Source organism: Paenibacillus sp. M2, assembly GCF_046713495.1.
Lineage (GTDB): Bacteria > Bacillota > Bacilli > Paenibacillales > Paenibacillaceae > Paenibacillus > Paenibacillus amylolyticus_B.
The window spans coordinates 4,771,163-4,789,474 of record NZ_CP169648.1; the positions used below are offsets into that span (position 1 = coordinate 4,771,163).

The 18,312-nt window shown below is 45.1% G+C and carries 22 protein-coding genes and 1 pseudogene; 4 read left to right on the forward strand and 19 right to left on the reverse strand.

Annotated features, from left to right (window positions below; all coding sequences use genetic code 11):
* Positions 1-32 precede the first annotated feature (32 nt).
* From ACETMN_RS22070 to ACETMN_RS22085, 4 genes are read left to right on the forward strand one after another with little or no spacing between them, the layout of a single operon-like run.
* Positions 33-1,853: a DNRLRE domain-containing protein gene (locus ACETMN_RS22070; RefSeq protein ID WP_091014560.1), complete on the forward strand. Its 1,821-nt coding sequence runs from the start codon at positions 33-35 to the stop codon at positions 1,851-1,853.
* A 56-nt stretch (positions 1,854-1,909) separates the two neighbouring features.
* Positions 1,910-2,371 (forward strand): holin family protein, encoded by a 462-nt coding sequence (locus ACETMN_RS22075; protein ID WP_411735146.1) that lies wholly within the window; start codon positions 1,910-1,912, stop codon positions 2,369-2,371.
* A 4-nt stretch (positions 2,372-2,375) separates the two neighbouring features.
* A complete protein-coding gene (locus tag ACETMN_RS22080) occupies positions 2,376-3,284 on the forward strand; it encodes an N-acetylmuramoyl-L-alanine amidase (RefSeq protein WP_411735147.1) in 909 nt (302 codons plus the stop codon).
* 24 nt (positions 3,285-3,308) lie between these two features.
* The gene (locus ACETMN_RS22085; RefSeq protein WP_411735148.1) at positions 3,309-3,695 is read left to right on the forward strand and encodes a hypothetical protein; all 387 of its coding nucleotides are present in this window, start codon (positions 3,309-3,311) and stop codon (positions 3,693-3,695) included.
* Between the two features lie 70 nt (positions 3,696-3,765).
* Here the strand turns inward: ACETMN_RS22085 and ACETMN_RS22090 are convergent, their stop codons facing one another.
* The 19 genes and pseudogenes from ACETMN_RS22090 to ACETMN_RS22180 all read right to left on the reverse strand — a co-directional run bounded on the left by ACETMN_RS22090 (position 3,766) and on the right by ACETMN_RS22180 (position 18,269).
* On the reverse strand, positions 3,766-4,200 hold the full coding sequence (locus ACETMN_RS22090; RefSeq protein ID WP_411735149.1) for a peptidylprolyl isomerase: 435 nt from the start codon (positions 4,198-4,200) through the stop codon (positions 3,766-3,768).
* Positions 4,197-4,361 carry a hypothetical protein gene (locus ACETMN_RS22095; protein ID WP_411735150.1) on the reverse strand — a complete coding sequence of 55 codons (165 nt, stop codon included), beginning with the start codon at positions 4,359-4,361 and terminating at the stop codon, positions 4,197-4,199. Before ACETMN_RS22095 ends, ACETMN_RS22090 begins: the two co-directional genes overlap by 4 nt.
* A gap of 97 nt (positions 4,362-4,458) precedes the next feature.
* Positions 4,459-4,653 (reverse strand): annotated as a pseudogene (locus tag ACETMN_RS22100) (peptidylprolyl isomerase); the annotation flags it as partial.
* A 248-nt stretch (positions 4,654-4,901) separates the two neighbouring features.
* Entirely contained in the window at positions 4,902-6,233 is a 1,332-nt protein-coding gene (gene lysA, locus ACETMN_RS22105) for a diaminopimelate decarboxylase (RefSeq protein WP_091018084.1), read from the reverse strand.
* A 104-nt stretch (positions 6,234-6,337) separates the two neighbouring features.
* Complete coding sequence (locus ACETMN_RS22110) at positions 6,338-8,005, reverse strand: spore germination protein (protein ID WP_091018086.1); 1,668 nt, start codon at positions 8,003-8,005, stop codon at positions 6,338-6,340.
* Between the two features lie 24 nt (positions 8,006-8,029).
* A complete protein-coding gene (locus ACETMN_RS22115; protein WP_179198576.1) occupies positions 8,030-8,458 on the reverse strand; it encodes a stage V sporulation protein AB in 429 nt (142 codons plus the stop codon).
* Positions 8,439-9,095, reverse strand: coding sequence for a stage V sporulation protein AA (locus tag ACETMN_RS22120; RefSeq protein WP_091018089.1), 657 nt, complete (start codon positions 9,093-9,095; stop codon positions 8,439-8,441). Before ACETMN_RS22120 ends, ACETMN_RS22115 begins: the two co-directional genes overlap by 20 nt.
* A 268-nt stretch (positions 9,096-9,363) precedes the next feature.
* Positions 9,364-9,525, reverse strand: coding sequence for a hypothetical protein (locus ACETMN_RS22125; RefSeq protein WP_179198578.1), 162 nt, complete (start codon positions 9,523-9,525; stop codon positions 9,364-9,366).
* 94 nt (positions 9,526-9,619) lie between these two features.
* Positions 9,620-10,375, reverse strand: coding sequence for an RNA polymerase sporulation sigma factor SigF (gene sigF / locus ACETMN_RS22130; RefSeq protein WP_036607856.1), 756 nt, complete (start codon positions 10,373-10,375; stop codon positions 9,620-9,622).
* A gap of 14 nt (positions 10,376-10,389) precedes the next feature.
* Complete coding sequence (spoIIAB, locus tag ACETMN_RS22135) at positions 10,390-10,845, reverse strand: anti-sigma F factor (protein ID WP_036672324.1); 456 nt, start codon at positions 10,843-10,845, stop codon at positions 10,390-10,392.
* Positions 10,842-11,195 (reverse strand): anti-sigma F factor antagonist, encoded by a 354-nt coding sequence (spoIIAA, locus tag ACETMN_RS22140; protein ID WP_017687636.1) that lies wholly within the window; start codon positions 11,193-11,195, stop codon positions 10,842-10,844. The genes spoIIAB and spoIIAA overlap by 4 nt, the downstream gene beginning before the upstream one ends.
* A gap of 143 nt (positions 11,196-11,338) precedes the next feature.
* Positions 11,339-12,514, reverse strand: coding sequence for a D-alanyl-D-alanine carboxypeptidase family protein (locus tag ACETMN_RS22145; RefSeq protein ID WP_411735151.1), 1,176 nt, complete (start codon positions 12,512-12,514; stop codon positions 11,339-11,341).
* A 250-nt stretch (positions 12,515-12,764) separates the two neighbouring features.
* Positions 12,765-13,589, reverse strand: coding sequence for a purine-nucleoside phosphorylase (locus ACETMN_RS22150; RefSeq protein ID WP_091018093.1), 825 nt, complete (start codon positions 13,587-13,589; stop codon positions 12,765-12,767).
* Positions 13,590-13,718: 129 nt separating this feature from the next.
* Positions 13,719-14,609, reverse strand: coding sequence for a tyrosine recombinase (locus tag ACETMN_RS22155; RefSeq protein ID WP_091018094.1), 891 nt, complete (start codon positions 14,607-14,609; stop codon positions 13,719-13,721).
* Positions 14,610-14,684: 75 nt separating this feature from the next.
* Complete coding sequence (locus ACETMN_RS22160; protein WP_091018096.1) at positions 14,685-14,927, reverse strand: DUF4227 family protein; 243 nt, start codon at positions 14,925-14,927, stop codon at positions 14,685-14,687.
* A gap of 158 nt (positions 14,928-15,085) precedes the next feature.
* Positions 15,086-15,553 (reverse strand): Fur family transcriptional regulator, encoded by a 468-nt coding sequence (locus ACETMN_RS22165; protein WP_036607866.1) that lies wholly within the window; start codon positions 15,551-15,553, stop codon positions 15,086-15,088.
* Positions 15,554-15,660: 107 nt separating this feature from the next.
* Positions 15,661-16,290, reverse strand: coding sequence for a stage II sporulation protein M (gene spoIIM, locus ACETMN_RS22170; RefSeq protein ID WP_091018098.1), 630 nt, complete (start codon positions 16,288-16,290; stop codon positions 15,661-15,663).
* Positions 16,291-16,452: 162 nt separating this feature from the next.
* Positions 16,453-17,673: an endonuclease Q family protein gene (locus ACETMN_RS22175; RefSeq protein ID WP_091018099.1), complete on the reverse strand. Its 1,221-nt coding sequence runs from the start codon at positions 17,671-17,673 to the stop codon at positions 16,453-16,455.
* 2 nt (positions 17,674-17,675) lie between these two features.
* A complete protein-coding gene (locus ACETMN_RS22180; protein ID WP_091018101.1) occupies positions 17,676-18,269 on the reverse strand; it encodes an NUDIX domain-containing protein in 594 nt (197 codons plus the stop codon).
* Between the last annotated feature and the right edge of the window lie 43 nt (positions 18,270-18,312).

Genomic DNA, 18,312 nt, shown 5'->3' on the forward strand with positions numbered 1-18,312 from the left:
ATCTCAATACAATGAGATGAGGAGTGACATTTTTGTACTATGCTGACCATGATACGGAGGGATTCATATATGTAAAAAGTCCCTCCAACAGATTTACAAGTAAATATATATTATATGCTCAAGACGAGTCAACACTAGAGTCTGAAATTAGAGTTTCTCTTAGAGATAATCATTCTTTAGAATCATCAATATCGGTCAGACTTACCACCGAAAGTGAATTAACAAACATTCTTAACATAATGTTCAGAGGAAATGGCGATCTTGACTCTTCTATCCTTGCCATGTCTGTTACTGAAATACAATCAACTATTAATGTGCGGCCTCATAATAGGGCTCAAGGGATATATGAGCTAATGGAAGCTCCTCGGGTTACTGTTGATCTAAAGCCCATAGCAGATGCAACTACCCGTAGCCGTATTGACCTTCAGACTATCAACTATGGCGACACTCAGCGTATGATGATTGGTCAGAGTGATTTTGAAGGCTTCGAATCATTCGTCAATTTTGGTGATTTAAATTCTGCAATTCCAGACCTACTAAACATTGAAAGTGCAAAGTTAAGACTGTATTACACCGGAACAATTAGAAACAATGCAAACATTGAACTATATCAACCAAGTACGGTTTGGTATGAATATGGGATCACTTATGCCAATAAACCAAACAGTATTGAATTACTGAGTAATGCCTATGTCGTCAATACTCAGTTAAAATATATTGAGTTTGATGTAGTAGAAATTTTAAAAAGATGGCAGAATAAAACATTATTTAATTATGGATTGATAATTAAATCAAGCGACAATCAGCCTATCTACATAAATACTCGTGAGTCAACAAAGCCACCTATACTCGAATTAAGGTATATTACATCTCAAGTTCGATCTTATGGACGTTCAGAAGTAGAATCAACATTGTTTGTTTATAAAAAGAAGCCTAGAGATATTGACTCATTTATCACAGTCAAGAGTACCCGCGGAACAAAGACGTTGCATTCAACAATCTACATCCATAGATATGAAGATCCACTATTCTCAGATATTGATAGTTACATCTCCATTAATAGAAATGAAGCGGATTCTTGGATAACCGTTGCAATACCAGATGAATCTACAATGTTATCTTCAATTACTATCATTGAAAGTGCAGTTTCCGATTTGTGGTCAACCATATCTACTTCAAGACCAGATATGAATTCAATGATTACGATTGATCCAAGAATGAGTTTGAAGAGTTACATTGATGTAGCCAATCGAACACAAAAATATATTGATAGTCGAATAACAATATCGAAGCCAGATTTAGGCAGTTATGTTGAAGTATCTGAGCATACTCGCGCTAACTACGGTTTGGAATCTGAAGTTTACGTTAGAACAGAATATACTGCTGAAACTGATGGATATATAAGTATCTCAAGACCAGAAGTATTGGGGTATGTAAATGTTCGGGCTATTGATTCTTATGATGTAACAGCGCATATCGATGTTCCAGTATCCGATTACTTTGAATCGTTTATTCAATTATCGAGGCCTGACTTGTCTTCCATGATTACAGTGAAGTACACATCTGAGATACCAAGTGACCTATATGTCAAAGATAAAGAATACCTAGATGGTACGATTGATGTGAAACAAATCAGCGAATTAGAGTCAACGATTTTGATTATGCGACTTAGTGAGATTGAGTCTGAGTTAGTCATATCAAAGCCAGATTTAGGTGGATTTATCTATCCGAGAGTTGGTGGATTGCATGATACTATAGCGGTTATTGATATTCGTAAGCGAGACGTTGCAGATGTGAGTTCAACAATTGTAATTAGAGGCGTCTCTTCGGGAGCATATTATTACATACTTTAAGCTTAAAGACTCTCCATTATAGGGGAGTCTATTTTAATTGAGAGAAGGAAAACAATGTGTCAGACAAATTTTTAAACTTTATTGTGGGGGTGGTTGGAAGTGTAACATCATATATGTTTGGAGGTTGGAGTAATCTTCTGGAGACTCTTGCGATTTTAACGATTTTGGATTTCATCACTGGGCTTACTGCTTCAGCAATTGAAGGACATAAATATCCTGATCAAAAAGATAAGGGCCTTAACTCCAACAAGGGTTCTTTAGGCATAGCTAAAAAAGCTTTAATGTTTACAGTTATTTTTGTAATGTACAAGATCGATGCAATACTCGGATTGAACGGAACCTTGAGTTTAGCCGTGGGAGCTACATACTTTTATATTGCAAATGAATTGTTAAGTCTCACAGAAAATTGGGCTCGATGTGGGCTTCCTGTTCCATCACAAATTAAAAAGGCAATTTCTATTCTGAAGGATAAAAGTGGCGATGACACTGCAACAAAAGATAACAAAAAAAAGGAGTGATTAGATGATTCAAAAAGGCAACTTCCTTCTACTTGATATTGACGAGTTTCGTCCATGGTTACAGAAGCAAAAGGTAACACGTAGGATCAAAGGCTTACAAGTACATCATACAGGTGCCCCCAACTATACTACTCGTAAAATGGTTAATGAAATCGCACAACAGGATCATTTTGTGTGTTTAGAGGGAATGCGTAGTTATCATATTAATACGAATAAGTGGAAAGCCACAGGTCAGCACATTACACTTTTCGAGGATGGGAAAGCGGGCATTTCATTGGATCGTGATTTAAACATGACTCCTGCTTGTATCTACAATAACAATGCTGGATATGTAGGTATTGAGATTATAGGCTGCTTTGATAAAGGCGTAGACACTATGACCACTGTTCAACGTAAAGCTGTAATTCATTTGTACGCTGCTTTGTGTGAGAAGTTTTATGTGCCTGTTAATACAGATAAGATTGTATATCACGCATGGTTCTCTGCCAGTGGTACACGGTTAGGAGATTATACACCGGGCAAGTCTTCAAAATCGTGTCCGGGTACAGCATATTTCGGTGATGGTAACACCGTTGCTGCTGCAAATAAGAACTTTATCCCTCAAGTAAAAGCAGAATTAGAACGTTTAAGAAATGGGATTTCGAATGCAACTCCAATTACAAAACCAAAGGATGATGAACCTATGACCGAAGCAGAAAAGTTACAAGTGGCTAATCTTGAGAAAACAATGCAACAGCAAGCAGATTGGATTAAGGCTGAAAAAATCAAGGCTAATATGGAATGTCCAACTTGGGCCAAAGAAGCATATGCGTACTACAAGCCACATATTTCAGACAGCAAATGCAGTTATGATTTCTGGAGAATTCTTGTAACTCAGTATCGAAAAGAAAATGGAATCACAGTTAGTAAGTAATTATACATAAAGGGGTTTAGATAAATGGATAACTTATATGTCATTGCAATCATCCTTGCTGCTGTTGTAGGAGGGTTAATTGTCATTCCGTTTGCTAAGAAAAAAGGATGGATTACGAAGGATAAGGCAGATGGCATGAAGCAAATGCTGTTGGTTACTCGACTTGTACTAGATGTAGTTAAGACAGATAAATTAGATAAAAATAAAGCTACATTTGCACTAGATATTGCAGATAGAGTTGTTGATTATGTAAATGAGCACATGGAAGACAATGTTGATAAAAGGGCAATTTCATTAAGAATTATTGACGATTTACTCTCAAAAAACGCAGTCGTGCCAACGGTTTCTGAACGTCAACTTATTGAAATTGTGATAGATCAGGCAATTTTGCACTCAAACAAAGATAAATAACAAATATAGGTAAAACTTAACCCCTCTTGAGATATTATTCTCTTGAGGGGTATTTTTTTCATTTTTTATTCTATTCTTCCCAAACTTTAACTTCTTTCATTTTGTCCCCTTGTGAAACAGCATCGATAAACTCCATGCCCTTAGTTACTTTACCGAATACTGTATGCTGACCGTCAAGGTGCGGCTGAGGAGCGTAACAAATGAAGAACTGACTTCCTCCAGTATTTCTACCAGCGTGAGCCATAGAAAGAACGCCTTTAGCATGCTTAGTTGTGTTAGTGCTTACTTCACAGTTAATTGTGTAGCCGGGACCTCCGGTTCCATTTCCTGTAGGACAACCACCTTGCGCAACAAAACCGGGAATTACACGATGAAACGACAATCCATTGTAGAAACCGGAATTAGCCAGTTTCTCAAAGTTTGCTACTGTGTTTGGAGCTTCTTCTGGTAGGAAATCGATGTGTACTACTCCACCGTTTTCAAGTTCAATTGTACCTTTTTTCATTTGCTATCCACTTCCTTTTTGAATTCTTCTATTATGTGCTTCGCTTTTAAAAGCCCATTTGTTAAATCAGAGTCACTATTAGATTGTATCTCATCATCTATCTTCAATGCAATTATTTCAGTTATTTTATAGATAAGATCACGTATCATAAGTTCAGTCATCCGACATCCCTCTTATCTACGTTCACTTTTTTAACGAAAGGAAGGCCATTTTTAAATACTATGTTGAATAAAGCAGAATATAGTGGTGCATTACCTACCCAATTACACTACCGTTAGGGCATCCGCCTTGAGCTACAAAGCCCGGGATCACGCGGTGGAATGTAAGACCATTGTAGAAACCGGAGTTAGCCAGTTTCTCAAAGTTTGCTACTGTGTTTGGAGCTTCTTGATCGAACAGATCGATCAGAACTTCTCCGCCGTTTGCCAATTTAATTTTCGCTTGTTTCGCCATATGTAAATGACTCCTTTCGTATTGACCATCGTTAATGGTGCCAGAACGCATGACCCTGGGTCAAGCATTACAGCACTTTTCTTAGTGTACACCGAAAATGTCTGGATCGCAAAAAAAACGGCAACTTTTTTCATGATTTAGCTCAAATACGCAAAAAGCAGACAAAAAAGGAAGTTCCCTTTTCATCTGCTTCAACTTTAAGATTGCTATATCTTGAATAATGCAGAATCGCATTATCTTTTGACGAATCAGCGAGTAACTGGTTGTTTTCCAATGCGTGCTGGTACCAGGTCATTCTGGATGATATCCTGATACGTCTCACGGCGTACCACGACATCTCCTTGACCGTCTTTGACAAATACAACGGCCGGACGACGAATCCGGTTGTAGTTGCTCGCCATGGAGTAGTTATACGCGCCTGTGCAAGCTACAGCGAGCAGGTCGCCACTTTCCACTTTTGGCAGGTCCAGATCCCAGATCAACATATCGCCACTCTCGCAGCATTTACCCGCAACAGATACCGTTTCCTGAGCAGCCTCATTCGCACGGTTGGCTAACACAGCTTCGTACTTGGATTCATACAAAGCAGGACGCGGGTTATCGGTCATACCACCATCAACGGCAACGTATTTACGCACGCCTGGAATGTCTTTGCTTGTTCCAACGGTATACAGCGTTGTTCCCGCTTCACCCACAATGCTGCGGCCTGGTTCAACCCAGATCTCAGGTACGGCATAGCCGATTTGAGCAAAATGATTTTTAACGGCATCTGTAATAGCCTTCACATATTGTGCAACTTCAAGTGGCGTATCTCCATCGATATAACGGATTCCGAATCCACCACCAAGGTTAACCACTTTGAAAGCAACATTAAGACGCTCATATACACTTGCTGCAAATTCAGCAACACGTTGAACAGCCATCTGGAAGCCTTCAACTTCGAAGATCTGGGAACCGATGTGGGAATGCACACCGAGCAATACCAGGTTAGACTGCTTGGAAGCCAAATCAATCGCTTCAAATGCTGTACCATTGCCGATATCGAATCCAAATTTGGAATCCGTTTGACCTGTGGAAATATATTCATGCGTATGGGCCTCAATACCAGGCGTCACACGAAGCAAAATGTTTACTTTACGATTTTTGTCCGCTGCTACAGCCTGCAACAGATGCAATTCATTGAAGTTATCAACAACAAAGCATCCAATCTCTGCATCAAGAGCCATTTCAATCTCTTCCAGCGTTTTGTTGTTACCGTGGAAGTGAATGCGCTCAGCCGGGAATCCTGCTTGCAGTGCAGTAAACAGTTCACCATCAGATACAACATCCAGAGAAAGTCCTTCTTCAGCTGCAAGTGCACACATCGCCATTACACAGAATGCTTTACTTGCGTATGCCACTTGGAAGCCCAATCCGGAAGCACGGAATGCTTCCATGTACTCTCTGCAACGCTCGCGAACCAATTGCTCGTCCACAACGTACAGCGGAGTTCCGAATTGTTCTTTCAGATCTGTTGCATCCACTCCGCCAATCTCCAGATGCCCTTGCGCATTTATTTTACTTGTACCATGTAAATACATAATCTGCATTCCTCACTTTTTTGTATACTGGAACAGTTGCTATTCCAATGATTTTACACCAGTATATCAAATTAGGCAGCGAGATGAATGGATTTTTCGGAAGATCATTTGTGTTTTTTACTTTTTCGCAGTTCACCGTCCGGATCATCGGACATTTTGGTGTTATCACGGGTCTTGTTAAATGATGGACGTTTTTTATTTTCCAGCAGGGGTAGCCGGAATAGAAAGTTGCCCAGGGCCTTTGCATTAAACGGTATAAAAGGCCAGAGATACGAAGAATTGTACGATCGGTGAACGGTGAGTGCCAATATGAGCAGTGTACTGCCCACGACCAATCCAGGAACCTTGAATATCGCTACTGCAATGAGCAGAAACAACCTGACCAGCCTATTGGCAAGTCCAAGCTCGTAACTCGGGGTGGCAAACATTCCGATGGCTGCGATCGCCATATAGAGTACAACCTCATTTACAAAATATCCTGTTTTCACGGCGATATCCCCGACCAGAATTGCCGCGATCAGGCCCATGGCCGATGCGAGAGGTGTAGGCGTATGAACCGCTGCCATCCGTAATAAATCGACACCAAGTTCGATTAGGAGGAACTGTAGAATTAGCGGCAGCTTTACATTTTCCTGTGGACCAATAAAGTCGAGTCCCATCGGTTTAATCGAAGGTTCAATAACCATGAGAAGCCATAGTGGTAGCAGAAACAGTGAAATAAGAATCCCTGCAAAACGCACCCAACGTAGATACGTTCCCATCAGTGCCGTCTGTCTGTTCTCCTCCGCATGTTCACACAGGTCGAAGAAGGTCGTAGGCAGAATCATTACACTGGGGGATGTATCTACGAAAATGACGACTCGTCCTTCCAGCAAATGAGCAGCTGTAACATCGGGTCGTTCCGAATAACGGACGAGTGGGAACGGATTCCAACCTTTGTTGATAATCGCTTCCTCCAGTTGTTTATCGGCGGCGGGAATACCATCGATATCGACCCGCTGAATTTTCTCACGGACTGAGTCCACCTGCACTTTATCCACAATATCATCAATGTACACCACGCAGACGTCCGTTTGTGTTCTCCGCCCCACCTGCATAATCTCAAACTTTAGTCCAGGGTCGCGTATTCTGCGACGCACTAATGTTACGTTGGTCAGGAGCGTTTCGGTAAAGCCGTCTCTGGAACCTCGGACTACCCTCTCCAATGAAGGTTCTTCGGGTGAACGTACCGGGTAACTCCGGGTATCCATAATCAGGACCGAGCGATCCCCTTCAACGAACAATGCACTCATACCCGTAAGAACCTTGTTGATGACCGCACTCATCTTCTCGACTTTTTCCACCTGTATATGGGGAATGTATGAGTCGAAATAAGATTTTAGTGCGTGCTCGGATACCTGATCAGGCGTAAGGTATGTTAACCTTTTTAATACTTCCAGTAGGATCTCATCTTTGGCGAAACCCGTTAAAAGAAGCAATCCCACATGTTTGCCACCCAGCACCATCTCTCTCATATCCACGTCAAAGGATTCCCCAAGTCCGAGAACTTGCTTGAGCGTGTTTTTATTTTCACTCATGCGTGGGGAGATATCATCGTTTTCCTGCCAATATTGTACGGATTCCTCAATGCTGTCGGACATCTCATTTTGTTTTTTCTTATTGTACGCTTTCTCCTCTTCTTCCTTCTGAATCTCATAAGCAGACTTGTGTAACATCTCTTCCGTTATACCTTCACTATTTTCCTGGCCTGCGTGCTCTGTTCGTTCATCCATCTTCCATCCTCCTATGGCCACGAGTTACCGTTGATATATAAAGAAATCAAACAGGGAACCTGTCATTTTACCCAAAATCATGGCGAGCAGTAATCCAAACAAATAAGGTTTCATGCCCAATCGTTTGGCTAGTACGGGCAGTACATTGAGTACCTCAGTGAGCGCCGCGGCCAGCAGACCGATGAACACGCCACAGAACAAACCAACAATCGGGCTGAGCAGCAGTACCCCATGCATTTTCCAGTGCCAGAAGTCCGCCACCGTCCCGACCAGTGAACCACCTATTAGCGCCCCTTCGTACCAGTGAGTCTTGTCATACGATTGCGTAAGTTGAGCCAACCTGGGAATCATATCAAGCACCAGAATGAGCGCAATTACGCCGCTTCCTACGGCAATTCCCCCTGCAATACCCAATACAATGCTGATTGCTCCATTAAGAACGCTCATCCGCATTCATCTCCCTGCGTTCCTGCTCGTGCATCCGTTCGCTTTCTTCAATCACCACATATTTATCTACATTTTGTTGGTATAGGAACATCTCCACTTCAAGCGGGGTAGGTTCCTCATTCCACTTTTTCTTGAACAAATGATTAAAAAATACTGCCATTCCGAATCCAATGCCAATGGAATACGCCACTTGAAACAGATAGGGATGTTCGTCCCGATGCCCAGTCAGCATCTCCACAATTCGAATCTGTACTTCCTGCATGTTCACATCGGCATGAAAATTCATAATGGTTAAGGCTGATCCAAAGAAAAGCAGCAGCCAAACCAGAATGAACAGGGACTTGGAAGGTTGACCATTTCCCGCAATGACTTCAACCAACGTATGACCTGATCCCATCAGTTCCACACTTACCTCCGGCAAGATGTGCCGAATTTGGGGAATAATCTGCAATATATCAATGAGGATCAGATTGCCATCCTCCGGTCCAGGGCGCAGCAGTTCAAGCTCCAGTAGCCTGCCCTCCTGGTCTTCAGAAGAAGTCAGTACATGTGCAATATCTCCAAGCTTGACTGCTCTGCCCCTCTGGATGCGAATACGGCTGCGTAGACGAATATAGACCATTGGAGTGGGTGTCTGGGACATCCAAAGCACTCCTTTACTGCGTAATTTAGGTTAGTATTTGAAGAATGTGCAAATTTATTACAAACGGGTTGGAAAAAGATCGGGAGGTGGGTGGTGGCGCTGCGGGATGGATCGGTCATTGGTCGCTGTTGCTCGGGGGGGGGGAGGATACACGCAGACACTCCGACGGCAGACCAACCTTCTGATCGCTGTTGTCTCCAAATTCTTTTGATTGATTTCTCAGTGTTAGAAATTTGGAGACAAAGGCGAACGCTTCGCTTCTTCAGGTCTAATCTGCCGCCTGCGTTGCTTTTGCATCATTAGGCAAGCCCTCACGCTTCGATCCTTTTGACCGATTCCATCCCTCCGCTGCCCATCGTCCTCCCGTTTCCAAATGATTGTAATAGATATGCTGGGGAGTGGGCAGGAAGGGATAAAGTTTTTCTAACAACAAATAACCTCCCTCGCCATAATGCGCGATAGAAGGTTGTTAGTTGTCGTATATTGGTGTATATGCACTAATATTGTTGTTGCAATCCACGAAATCACTGCGCGATCTGGTCGCGGATGGATTGCAGTATTTTTTTCTCCAGACGTGATACCTGCACCTGAGATATTCCCAGCCTGCTGGCAACCTCGGACTGGGTCTGATCCCGGTAATACCGAAGATAAACGATTAACCGCTCCCGCTCACTGAGACCACCGATGGCTTCGTTCAGCGCCAGCTTGTCAAACCAACGTTCCTGAGACTCGTCGGCAATCTGATCCATTAACGTAATGGGATCACCATCATTCTCAAATACCGTCTCATGGATGGAGGTCGGTGGTTTGTTCGCTTCCTGGGCAAATACCACTTCCTCGGGGGTTACCCCCAGCTCTGCGGCAACTTCCTTAATCGTTGGTAAACGATCCAGATGTTTGGACAGTTCGTCCCTTTTTTTGCGGACTTTATTCGCCATCTCTTTCAGTGAACGACTGACCTTCAGGGTACCGTCATCCCGCAGAAATCGCTGGATTTCTCCGATGATCATCGGTACCGCGTAGGTTGAGAACTTCACGTCATAACTGAGATCAAATTTGTCCACTGACTTGAGCAGACCGATACAACCAATCTGGAACAGATCTTCCGGATCATATCCCCTGTTCATAAAACGCTGTACGACGGACCAGACGAGTCTGATGTTGCAGTTCACCAGCGTATCCCGTGAGACATGGTCACCCGACTGACTGAGCGCAATCAGCCGTTTGACCTCGGCATCGTCCAAATAGGTCTGTGAAGATGGTTTCACTTCAGCATCCATAAGAACACCAACCCCTAATTATACAATGCTTTCTTGGATTCAATCCTTTTTTTCATCTTGATGGAGGTGCCTCTGCCGGGCTCACTGCTGACTTCGAATTCATCCATAAAGTTTTCCATAATGGTGAAGCCCATGCCCGACCGCTCAAGTTCGGGTTTGGACGTATATAACGGCTGCTTGGCCAGTTCAAGATCTTCAATTCCTTCACCGCGGTCTTCCACAATAATTGTGATCATGTCTTCCCGAATCTCGGCCTGGATAGATACCACACCCTCGGAGTTGTTGTTGTATCCGTGGATGATGCTATTGGTCACGGCTTCCGAAATGACCGTCTTCAGATCACTGAGCTCGTCCATCGTTGGATCAAGCTGAGAGATAAACGCAGCAACGGTTACCCGTGCAAACGACTCATTCTCTGACTTGGCCGCGAATTGCAGATTCATGAAATTTGTCCCTGTTCCTTCATTCATGAGACGACCTCCAGACCTGAGAGAGCAGTTCCCTCATTTTCGTATATCGGCATAATCTTGAACAGACCCGACATTTCCAGCAAACGGTACACTGGCGAATTGACGTCACAGACCACCATCTTGCCACCTTTATTCTTAATGAGCTTGTATCTTCCCAAAATGACACCCAGACCCGAACTGTCCATAAATTGCAGATCTTTCAGGCTGAGTACGAGATGCTCGCTTTGTCTCCGCTGGATGGCTTCATCCATCTGCATCCGTACCATGTCAGCTGTATGGTGATCCAGCTCCCCGGATAATCGTACAATCAGAATCCCGCGATGGTGTTCCATTTCCACATGCAAGTTCACGTTTGCCCACTCTCCTCCCTGTCTTGAACAAGGATTTCTACGTATCCAAAGGCTTTTCCTGCCCCACGACAAAACTAGAAGAAAACCCCTATTTAACTACAAAATATGTTCGAAGGATGCGAACAACTCGCGTAATTCGCCTTTTAATCAAACAGGGTAGACGTTGTCCGCTTAAACAGCTTCCACCAGCCAGCTTTATTCACGTCCTGTGGAGCCTGAATGTCGAATTCCTTAATGACGTCATTGCCCTGATACACCACCAGTTTACCTATGCTTTGCCCAGCCTTGATCGGAGCTTTCAATTCTTTGGCAACCAGTAATTCATGCCGGATATCATTGGATTTGGCTCCTTTGCGCATCAGCACACTATAATTTTGTGTGGCATTCAGCGGCAACTCGGCAACTTCACCTTTTTCAATTTTCAGACTACCCAGCAGATCCCCTGCCTTGTAGAGCGCCTTCATCGTATATTGACTAAAAGCATAGTCAAACATCGAAGACACTTCGCTATTCCGTGTTTTGGTATTTGGTTCACCGAGTACCACGGAAACGACACGCAGTCCATCCTTGGATGCTGTTGCAGACAAACAGAATTTCGCTTCGGATGTGTAACCTGTTTTCAAACCGTCTGCCCCTTGATAAAAGCGAACTAGCTTGTTCGTGTTTACCAGCCAGAATGGCTTTTCCGTATCTTTGCGAAGGTAATCCTGATATGCACCGGTGTACTTCGTAATTCCGGAATGTTTCAGCAGTTCACGGCTCATGACGGCAATGTCGTGGGCGGAAGAATAATGATTATCGACCGGCAGACCGTTACAGTTGGCAAAATGAGTATCCTTCATGCCAAGCGCCTTCGCACGCTCATTCATTAGCTGCACAAAGGCTTCCTCCGAGCCAGCAATCTTCTCGGCCATAGCCACCGAGGCATCATTGCCTGAAGCCATCGCGATCCCTTTTAACATGTCATCGACTGTCATCTCTTCCCCAGGCTCCAGGAAGATCTGAGAACCGCCCATGGAAGCGGCATATTCACTCGTTCTCACTTTGTCCGTCAGCTTCAGCTTACCCGAGTCGATCGCTTCAATTGTAAGCAGCATGGTCATAATTTTTGTAATGCTCGCCGGAGGCAGCTGATCATGACTGTTTTTCTCATATATGACGGTTCCCGTGTCCGCATCCATTAAGATCGCAGAGCGTGCCGACGGGGCCAGATCAGTTCCTCCCGCTGCCTTCGGTTTTTCTTCAGCTAATGCCGTTGATGCCATAAGGGACAGCAGGATACAAAGGGTCATGAACGATGCCATTATTCTTTTCTTCACAAGGTTACCTCCTCAAATGACTTGCTTACTGCATGTGCCATGCATGTACTGCTAATCATTGTCGGCCCGTTTCCAGTAAATTATTCCATGTAAAGCATGATTTCCCGAACTTTTATTGAAAATGTGATCAAAGCGAAAAAACGCACTGCACTTAACGAATGAGTAAGCGTACGTTCAACAACAACAAAAAAAAAGGTTACCCCCGGTGATTTCTCATTCGAAGAGGTAACCTTTTTTACTCAAATCTTGCTTACATTTGTGGAATAACAGCCAATACCAACGCTAGGAACGACTCACGAACACGCTCTGTCGTTTCCATCACCTCATCATGTGACAGCGGCTGGTCCAGAATTCCGGCAGCCATGTTGCTGATACAGGAAATACCTAGCACTTCCAGGCCTGCGTGGCGTGCCACGATCACTTCAGATACAGTGGACATGCCCACTGCGTCTGCGCCCAATGTACGCAGCATTCTGATCTCTGCCGGTGTCTCGTAGTTTGGACCAAGCATACCTGCGTATACCCCTTCACGTACGTTAAAACCTTGTGAAGCGGCCGTATCCTTCGCCAGCGCACGCAAACGGCGGCTATATGCTTCGGACAGATCCGGGAAACGCACGCCCAGTGCAGCGTCATTTGGTCCGATCAGTGGATTTTTGCCTGTGAGATTTAAGTGATCAGAGATCAGCATCAAGTCGCCAGCTTCATACGACGTATTCACACCGCCTGCAGCATTGGTTACAAGCAGGCTACTTACACCCAATTCTTTCATTACCCGTACCGGGAAAGCTGTCAATTCCGGACCATATCCTTCGTACATGTGGAAACGGCCTTTCATCATCACGACTGGACGACCTTTAATGGTTCCGACCAATAGTTCACCTTCATGTCCTTCTACTGTGGACACTGGAAAATGCGGAATATCCTGATAAGCGATACTTACGCCATCTTCAATCAGTTCTGCCAGTACGCCAAGACCCGAACCCAAAATCAAACCGACTTCCGGCTTGATGGAGCTTTTGCTTTGAATATAAGATGCTGCTTCCGAAATCATTTGTTGGTTTAATGCTGTCATGCGATTTATGTTCCTCCTTGAGTTGAAACGATCCGTCTTATGTATAACGGCGTTTGGATGTATTCATTTTATTTTATCCTAAATCGGCCCAATGTTCCGCATTTATTTGTGAATGCCATGCGTCAAAATCTATCTTGCCCTCGGATGATGGGTTTCATAGATTTCTTTCATGGTTTTGCGACCATGATTGCCATATTGTTGTCCAGGCTGCTCCACGTGACCCAGCATGTCTTGAACCGCACGTGTATCCGCCCCATTGGCAATCAGGTGTGCCGCAAAGGAATGACGCAGCGTATGCGGCGTAATTTCTTCCGAGATTCCCGCATCCACCGCCGCTTTTTTGAGCAGCTTCCAGAAGCCCTGTCGGGTTAAACGTCTGCCAGATACATTCACGAATAGTGCCTGCTCGTCCGAATCGGTTTTGAGCAACTTATTGCGGAATTCCTCCACATATACACTTGCCCAATGTGCTGCTGGTGCACCGATGGGAAGGATACGTTCCTTGCCCGCCCCACCGCATCGTATAAAGCGCATGCCAGGCTGAACATCCCGAATGTCAAGGGCAATCAGTTCCGAGACCCTAATGCCTGTAGCATATAATAGTTCAAGCATGGCTCGATCTCTTACACCCTGCGGTGAACGAATATCAGGCGCTGTCAGCAGTTGTTCGATCTCCTGGATACTTAACACCTGTGGTGGCGTCTTGTCCGCCTTGGGAGCTTCCACATCAAACGTAGGGTCCTGTATAATATCACCCCGCCGCATCAAAAAATGAAAGTAGGAGCGCAGAGATACGATGCTGCGGGCAATGGTTGCATTGGCACGTCCTGCCTGTTTGAGCTGACCCGCAAACAGGACGACATGTGTGCGTCTGACCTGATTGGCTTCGCGTATGCCATATTCCTTATCTGCAAATTCAATGAACTTGTCCACGTCTCGGAGATACGATTCAAGCGTGCTGCTGGACATCCCTTTATCATCTTCCAAGTATAAGGCATAGGCATGTATCGTCTGTTTCATGTACAACGCTCCTCAACTGACAGATCTGCCACTCTGGCAGACTGCTCCCGTATTTGCATCCCTGGCTGTTTGAAGCTACTCCCCGTACCAATAGAACAAACGGAGACGCTCTGCCATCGTAGGACGTCCTTCTCCATTACCCGGCCAATCCGTTTCCTGAAATACTTTGATTGCATTGCCAGGTGGCATCTGATACTGATCCACAGGTGAGATCCAGCCATTAAACAGATCCAGAACATGATAGAACAGATAAACTAATGCGGCAAAAACTATGATAAATCGAATAAAACGGAGCCCTCTCCGCACTGATATAATCATGGGCGCGTCCCCTCCTGATTCGAATCCGGTATTGTCCTTGAATCAGGGTATGTCCATAAACAGAGGTTTATGCCATTCGGGGGAAACTCCAGATCATGTCCGGTGCCAAAAAAGCTCTCCCGTCAAAACCGCCGGTGAGAGCTTGAAGATATGCTATGTTATTCTTCATCTTTGGGTTTCTGTTCATTTTTAGCTTTGCAACGATAACAAATTCCATGAAAGTCCAGTCGGTGATCTACTACCGAAAAGTTGAATTCCCGCTCCAAACGCTCTTCAAGCGGTCCAAGCCAGTCTTCACGTATTTCATCCATACTTCCGCATTGAACACAGATTAAGTGATGATGGTGATGCTTGGATGTATCTCCGCGCAGATCATAACGCGCTACACCGTCGCCGAAGTTGATTTTCTCTACAACATGCAGCTCACTCAGCAGTTCGAGGGTACGGTACACGGTTGCCAGACCGATTTCGGGAGCCTTTTCTTTAACGAGCATGAATACGTCTTCTGCGCTCAGATGATCTTCTTCATTCTCAAGAAGTACTCTTAAGGTGGCTTCCCGTTGGGGCGTTAATTTATATCCTTGGGACTGTAGTTGCTGCTTAATTTTATCAATCCGTGCTTCCATTTTCTCCCTCCCCCTAGGAAATCACTGCACACTGCAACTTAACCCACTCTTTTCATTATAGGGGGAGTGCGTAATTAAAGTCAACATTTTACACTATACGGTACACGTTAGGCCGGCAGTAGCATTGGCGTGACCCAACGCATCATCGCAGGTGTAACCCATGTTTCAAAAGACGCTACGCCGAGCAGCAATGCAGCCATAACCAAAGTTAACACTATATATGAAGCAAAAGGCCTTTGTCGACCAGGTGTTCGCTGCATCAAAACACGATTGCGAATGATGTATAACGAGAACGTCATCGCCGCCACACTGCAGACCAGAAGGATCGGAATGACGAACAAATTATGCGGTGCCACGGACACCAGTGCAAACAGCAGCCCTTTCCAGGAATACTGTCCAACAAGGTACCCTACTGTGAATCCAATGAGCACACCTTTCAAAAAATCCAGAACCAGTATACCGGGTAGTCCAACGACGGATAAACCCAGAATAAAGATCAGACCTACCCATTTCAGATGAAGCATGGCAATGTCCCAATATGCCCCGGTCTCTGTCACCTGTGCACTGTGCTGCACGGTCATGAAGAAATTGCCGAGATAACCCTCCAGATCCTGACGTTGCTCAAGAGACAATGCGTTGACCATGAGCGCGCCAAAAATGACGCCAACCAGAAACAAGACAGCCACGAATACATATAACGAAGTCTGACCTTTAAATGTAAAGTAGGAAGTGCGCATACAGGTACGAGTCCCCTTTCCGGTATCATGCTGCAAGGATTCTCAGTTACATCCTCATAGTCATTCTTATGAACCGGAATGCACCTGTATGACTTCTTGTCCAGATTGGACCTCTGTAAAGCGAAAGCTATATGAGTTGAACTACAGAATATTTCCACGGGGTCACTCCGTAGATTTCACCTGAACAGCAACCTTTCCGTACGTGCCGCCACCTCCGGAGGACAGCTCCAGTTGTCCGTTCCGTGCAGCCACAATCAGGCCTGCAAGCACAGGTCCAACAACCGCAGCAAGTTCTTCCTCACTGGTGCGATGAAGTACGTTCATTTCCGTACCAAAATGGTCCAGTAGCTGGCGCAGTTTGGCTTTGCCAAGTCCGGGGATGAACTCCAGTGGTACCTGATAATGATAGGCTGGTCTGTTTGCAGGAACATGAGGACTCTCCCGATCAGAGATCGCCAGGATGCGATCCAGCACCCCCTGCACCAGCTTCAGACTGCCACAGTGAGGACAGCGCTCTGCTGACATCGCTTGCTCGTCCATAATGCTGCCACATGCTGCACAGTAGGTACGGTGGTATTTGCCCAGCCTTGGATTCAGTCCATAATTGGCCGCAATTTTCCTGCCAGCTTCTCCTTGAAGTGCCATACGGAATTCATCAAATGAAGGGGCAGCAACTTGCAGTTCGTTATACTCCCGTCCAATCTTACCGAGTGAATGAGCATCCGAATTGGTCAGAAACGGTACATGATCCAACTCCCGAATATAACTGGCCATGGATGAGTCCGAGCTTAACCCCAGCTCTACCGCATCCACGAGACTAGTATCCAGCACATCGCCCATACGGGGCGATGTACTGCCATAGATGCCTTTGTGCGGTGTAAATACATGTGCAGGCACAATAAGCCCACCACGTGCCTTAATCTCGGCTTGCATCTCTAGAACGGGCACGTAGACACGCTGAGAACTGAGATTCACATTTTTCATATAACGTTTCATCCAGTCCGTGAAGGACTTCATCGTTTTCAGATCACGGAAGTACGCCAGCATATGGAACTCACGCATATCAGGCTCGCGCAGCTCAATCTCTGTACCCAGCAGAATGGTGGTGTCCTGGTAGGCAATGCCGCCTCCCTCAATCTCGGACATGGTACCACTCTCCAGCAATTGTTCAATATCCATCTGTACAACCGGAGAATGACAATCAATAACACCAAGCAAATGAATTCCTTTGCGATCCGATGCTTCCCGAGCGATATTCTCAAATGTCAGATCCCGACTGCCGCTGATTTTTACGGCCTCACCGCGAGAGGTTCGTCCAATGTGAATATGCAGGTCTGTATAACAGGGCTCCCACATCGTAGACGTTTCCAGTTGGTCATTCATCTCTAGAACCGTCCTGTCGTTCTGTAGAGGTCCCACGCGTACACAGCCATCATCGTTTTGGCATCACTAATCCGGTTCTCGTCCATTAGAGCGTAAGCTTCCTCCAGTGTGATCTCGGATACTTCAAGGAATTCATCTTCGTCCAGCGCCATGTCCCCTGCTTCAAGCTCTTCTGCGATGTAGAGATGAATGATTTCATCTGCGAACCCCGGTGAAGTATAGAACGACCGCAAATGACGTAGCGTCTTGGCCACATATCCCGTCTCTTCTCGCAATTCACGTGCTGCTGCAACCTCTGATTCTTCACCCGGGTCCAGTTTCCCCGCAGGAATCTCTACTTCGGTACGTCCCATTGCCTGACGATACTGATCCACAACAAGCATGCGATCCCCATTCAGAGCAAGGACAGCTACCGCTCCAGGGTGTCGGATTATCTCACGTGTAGCCGTCTGGCCGTTTGGCAGTTTAACGGTATCGACTTGAAGTGAAATCACTTTGCCCTCGAAGATTGGCTTGGTGGATACGGTCACTTCATCTAGTTTTGGATTGGCAGGTTGTGCCGCGTGGATGGATTGAGCAGATTGGTTTGGTTTCATTTGTTCTTCAACTCCATATCGTTGGATTATATATAAATGGACT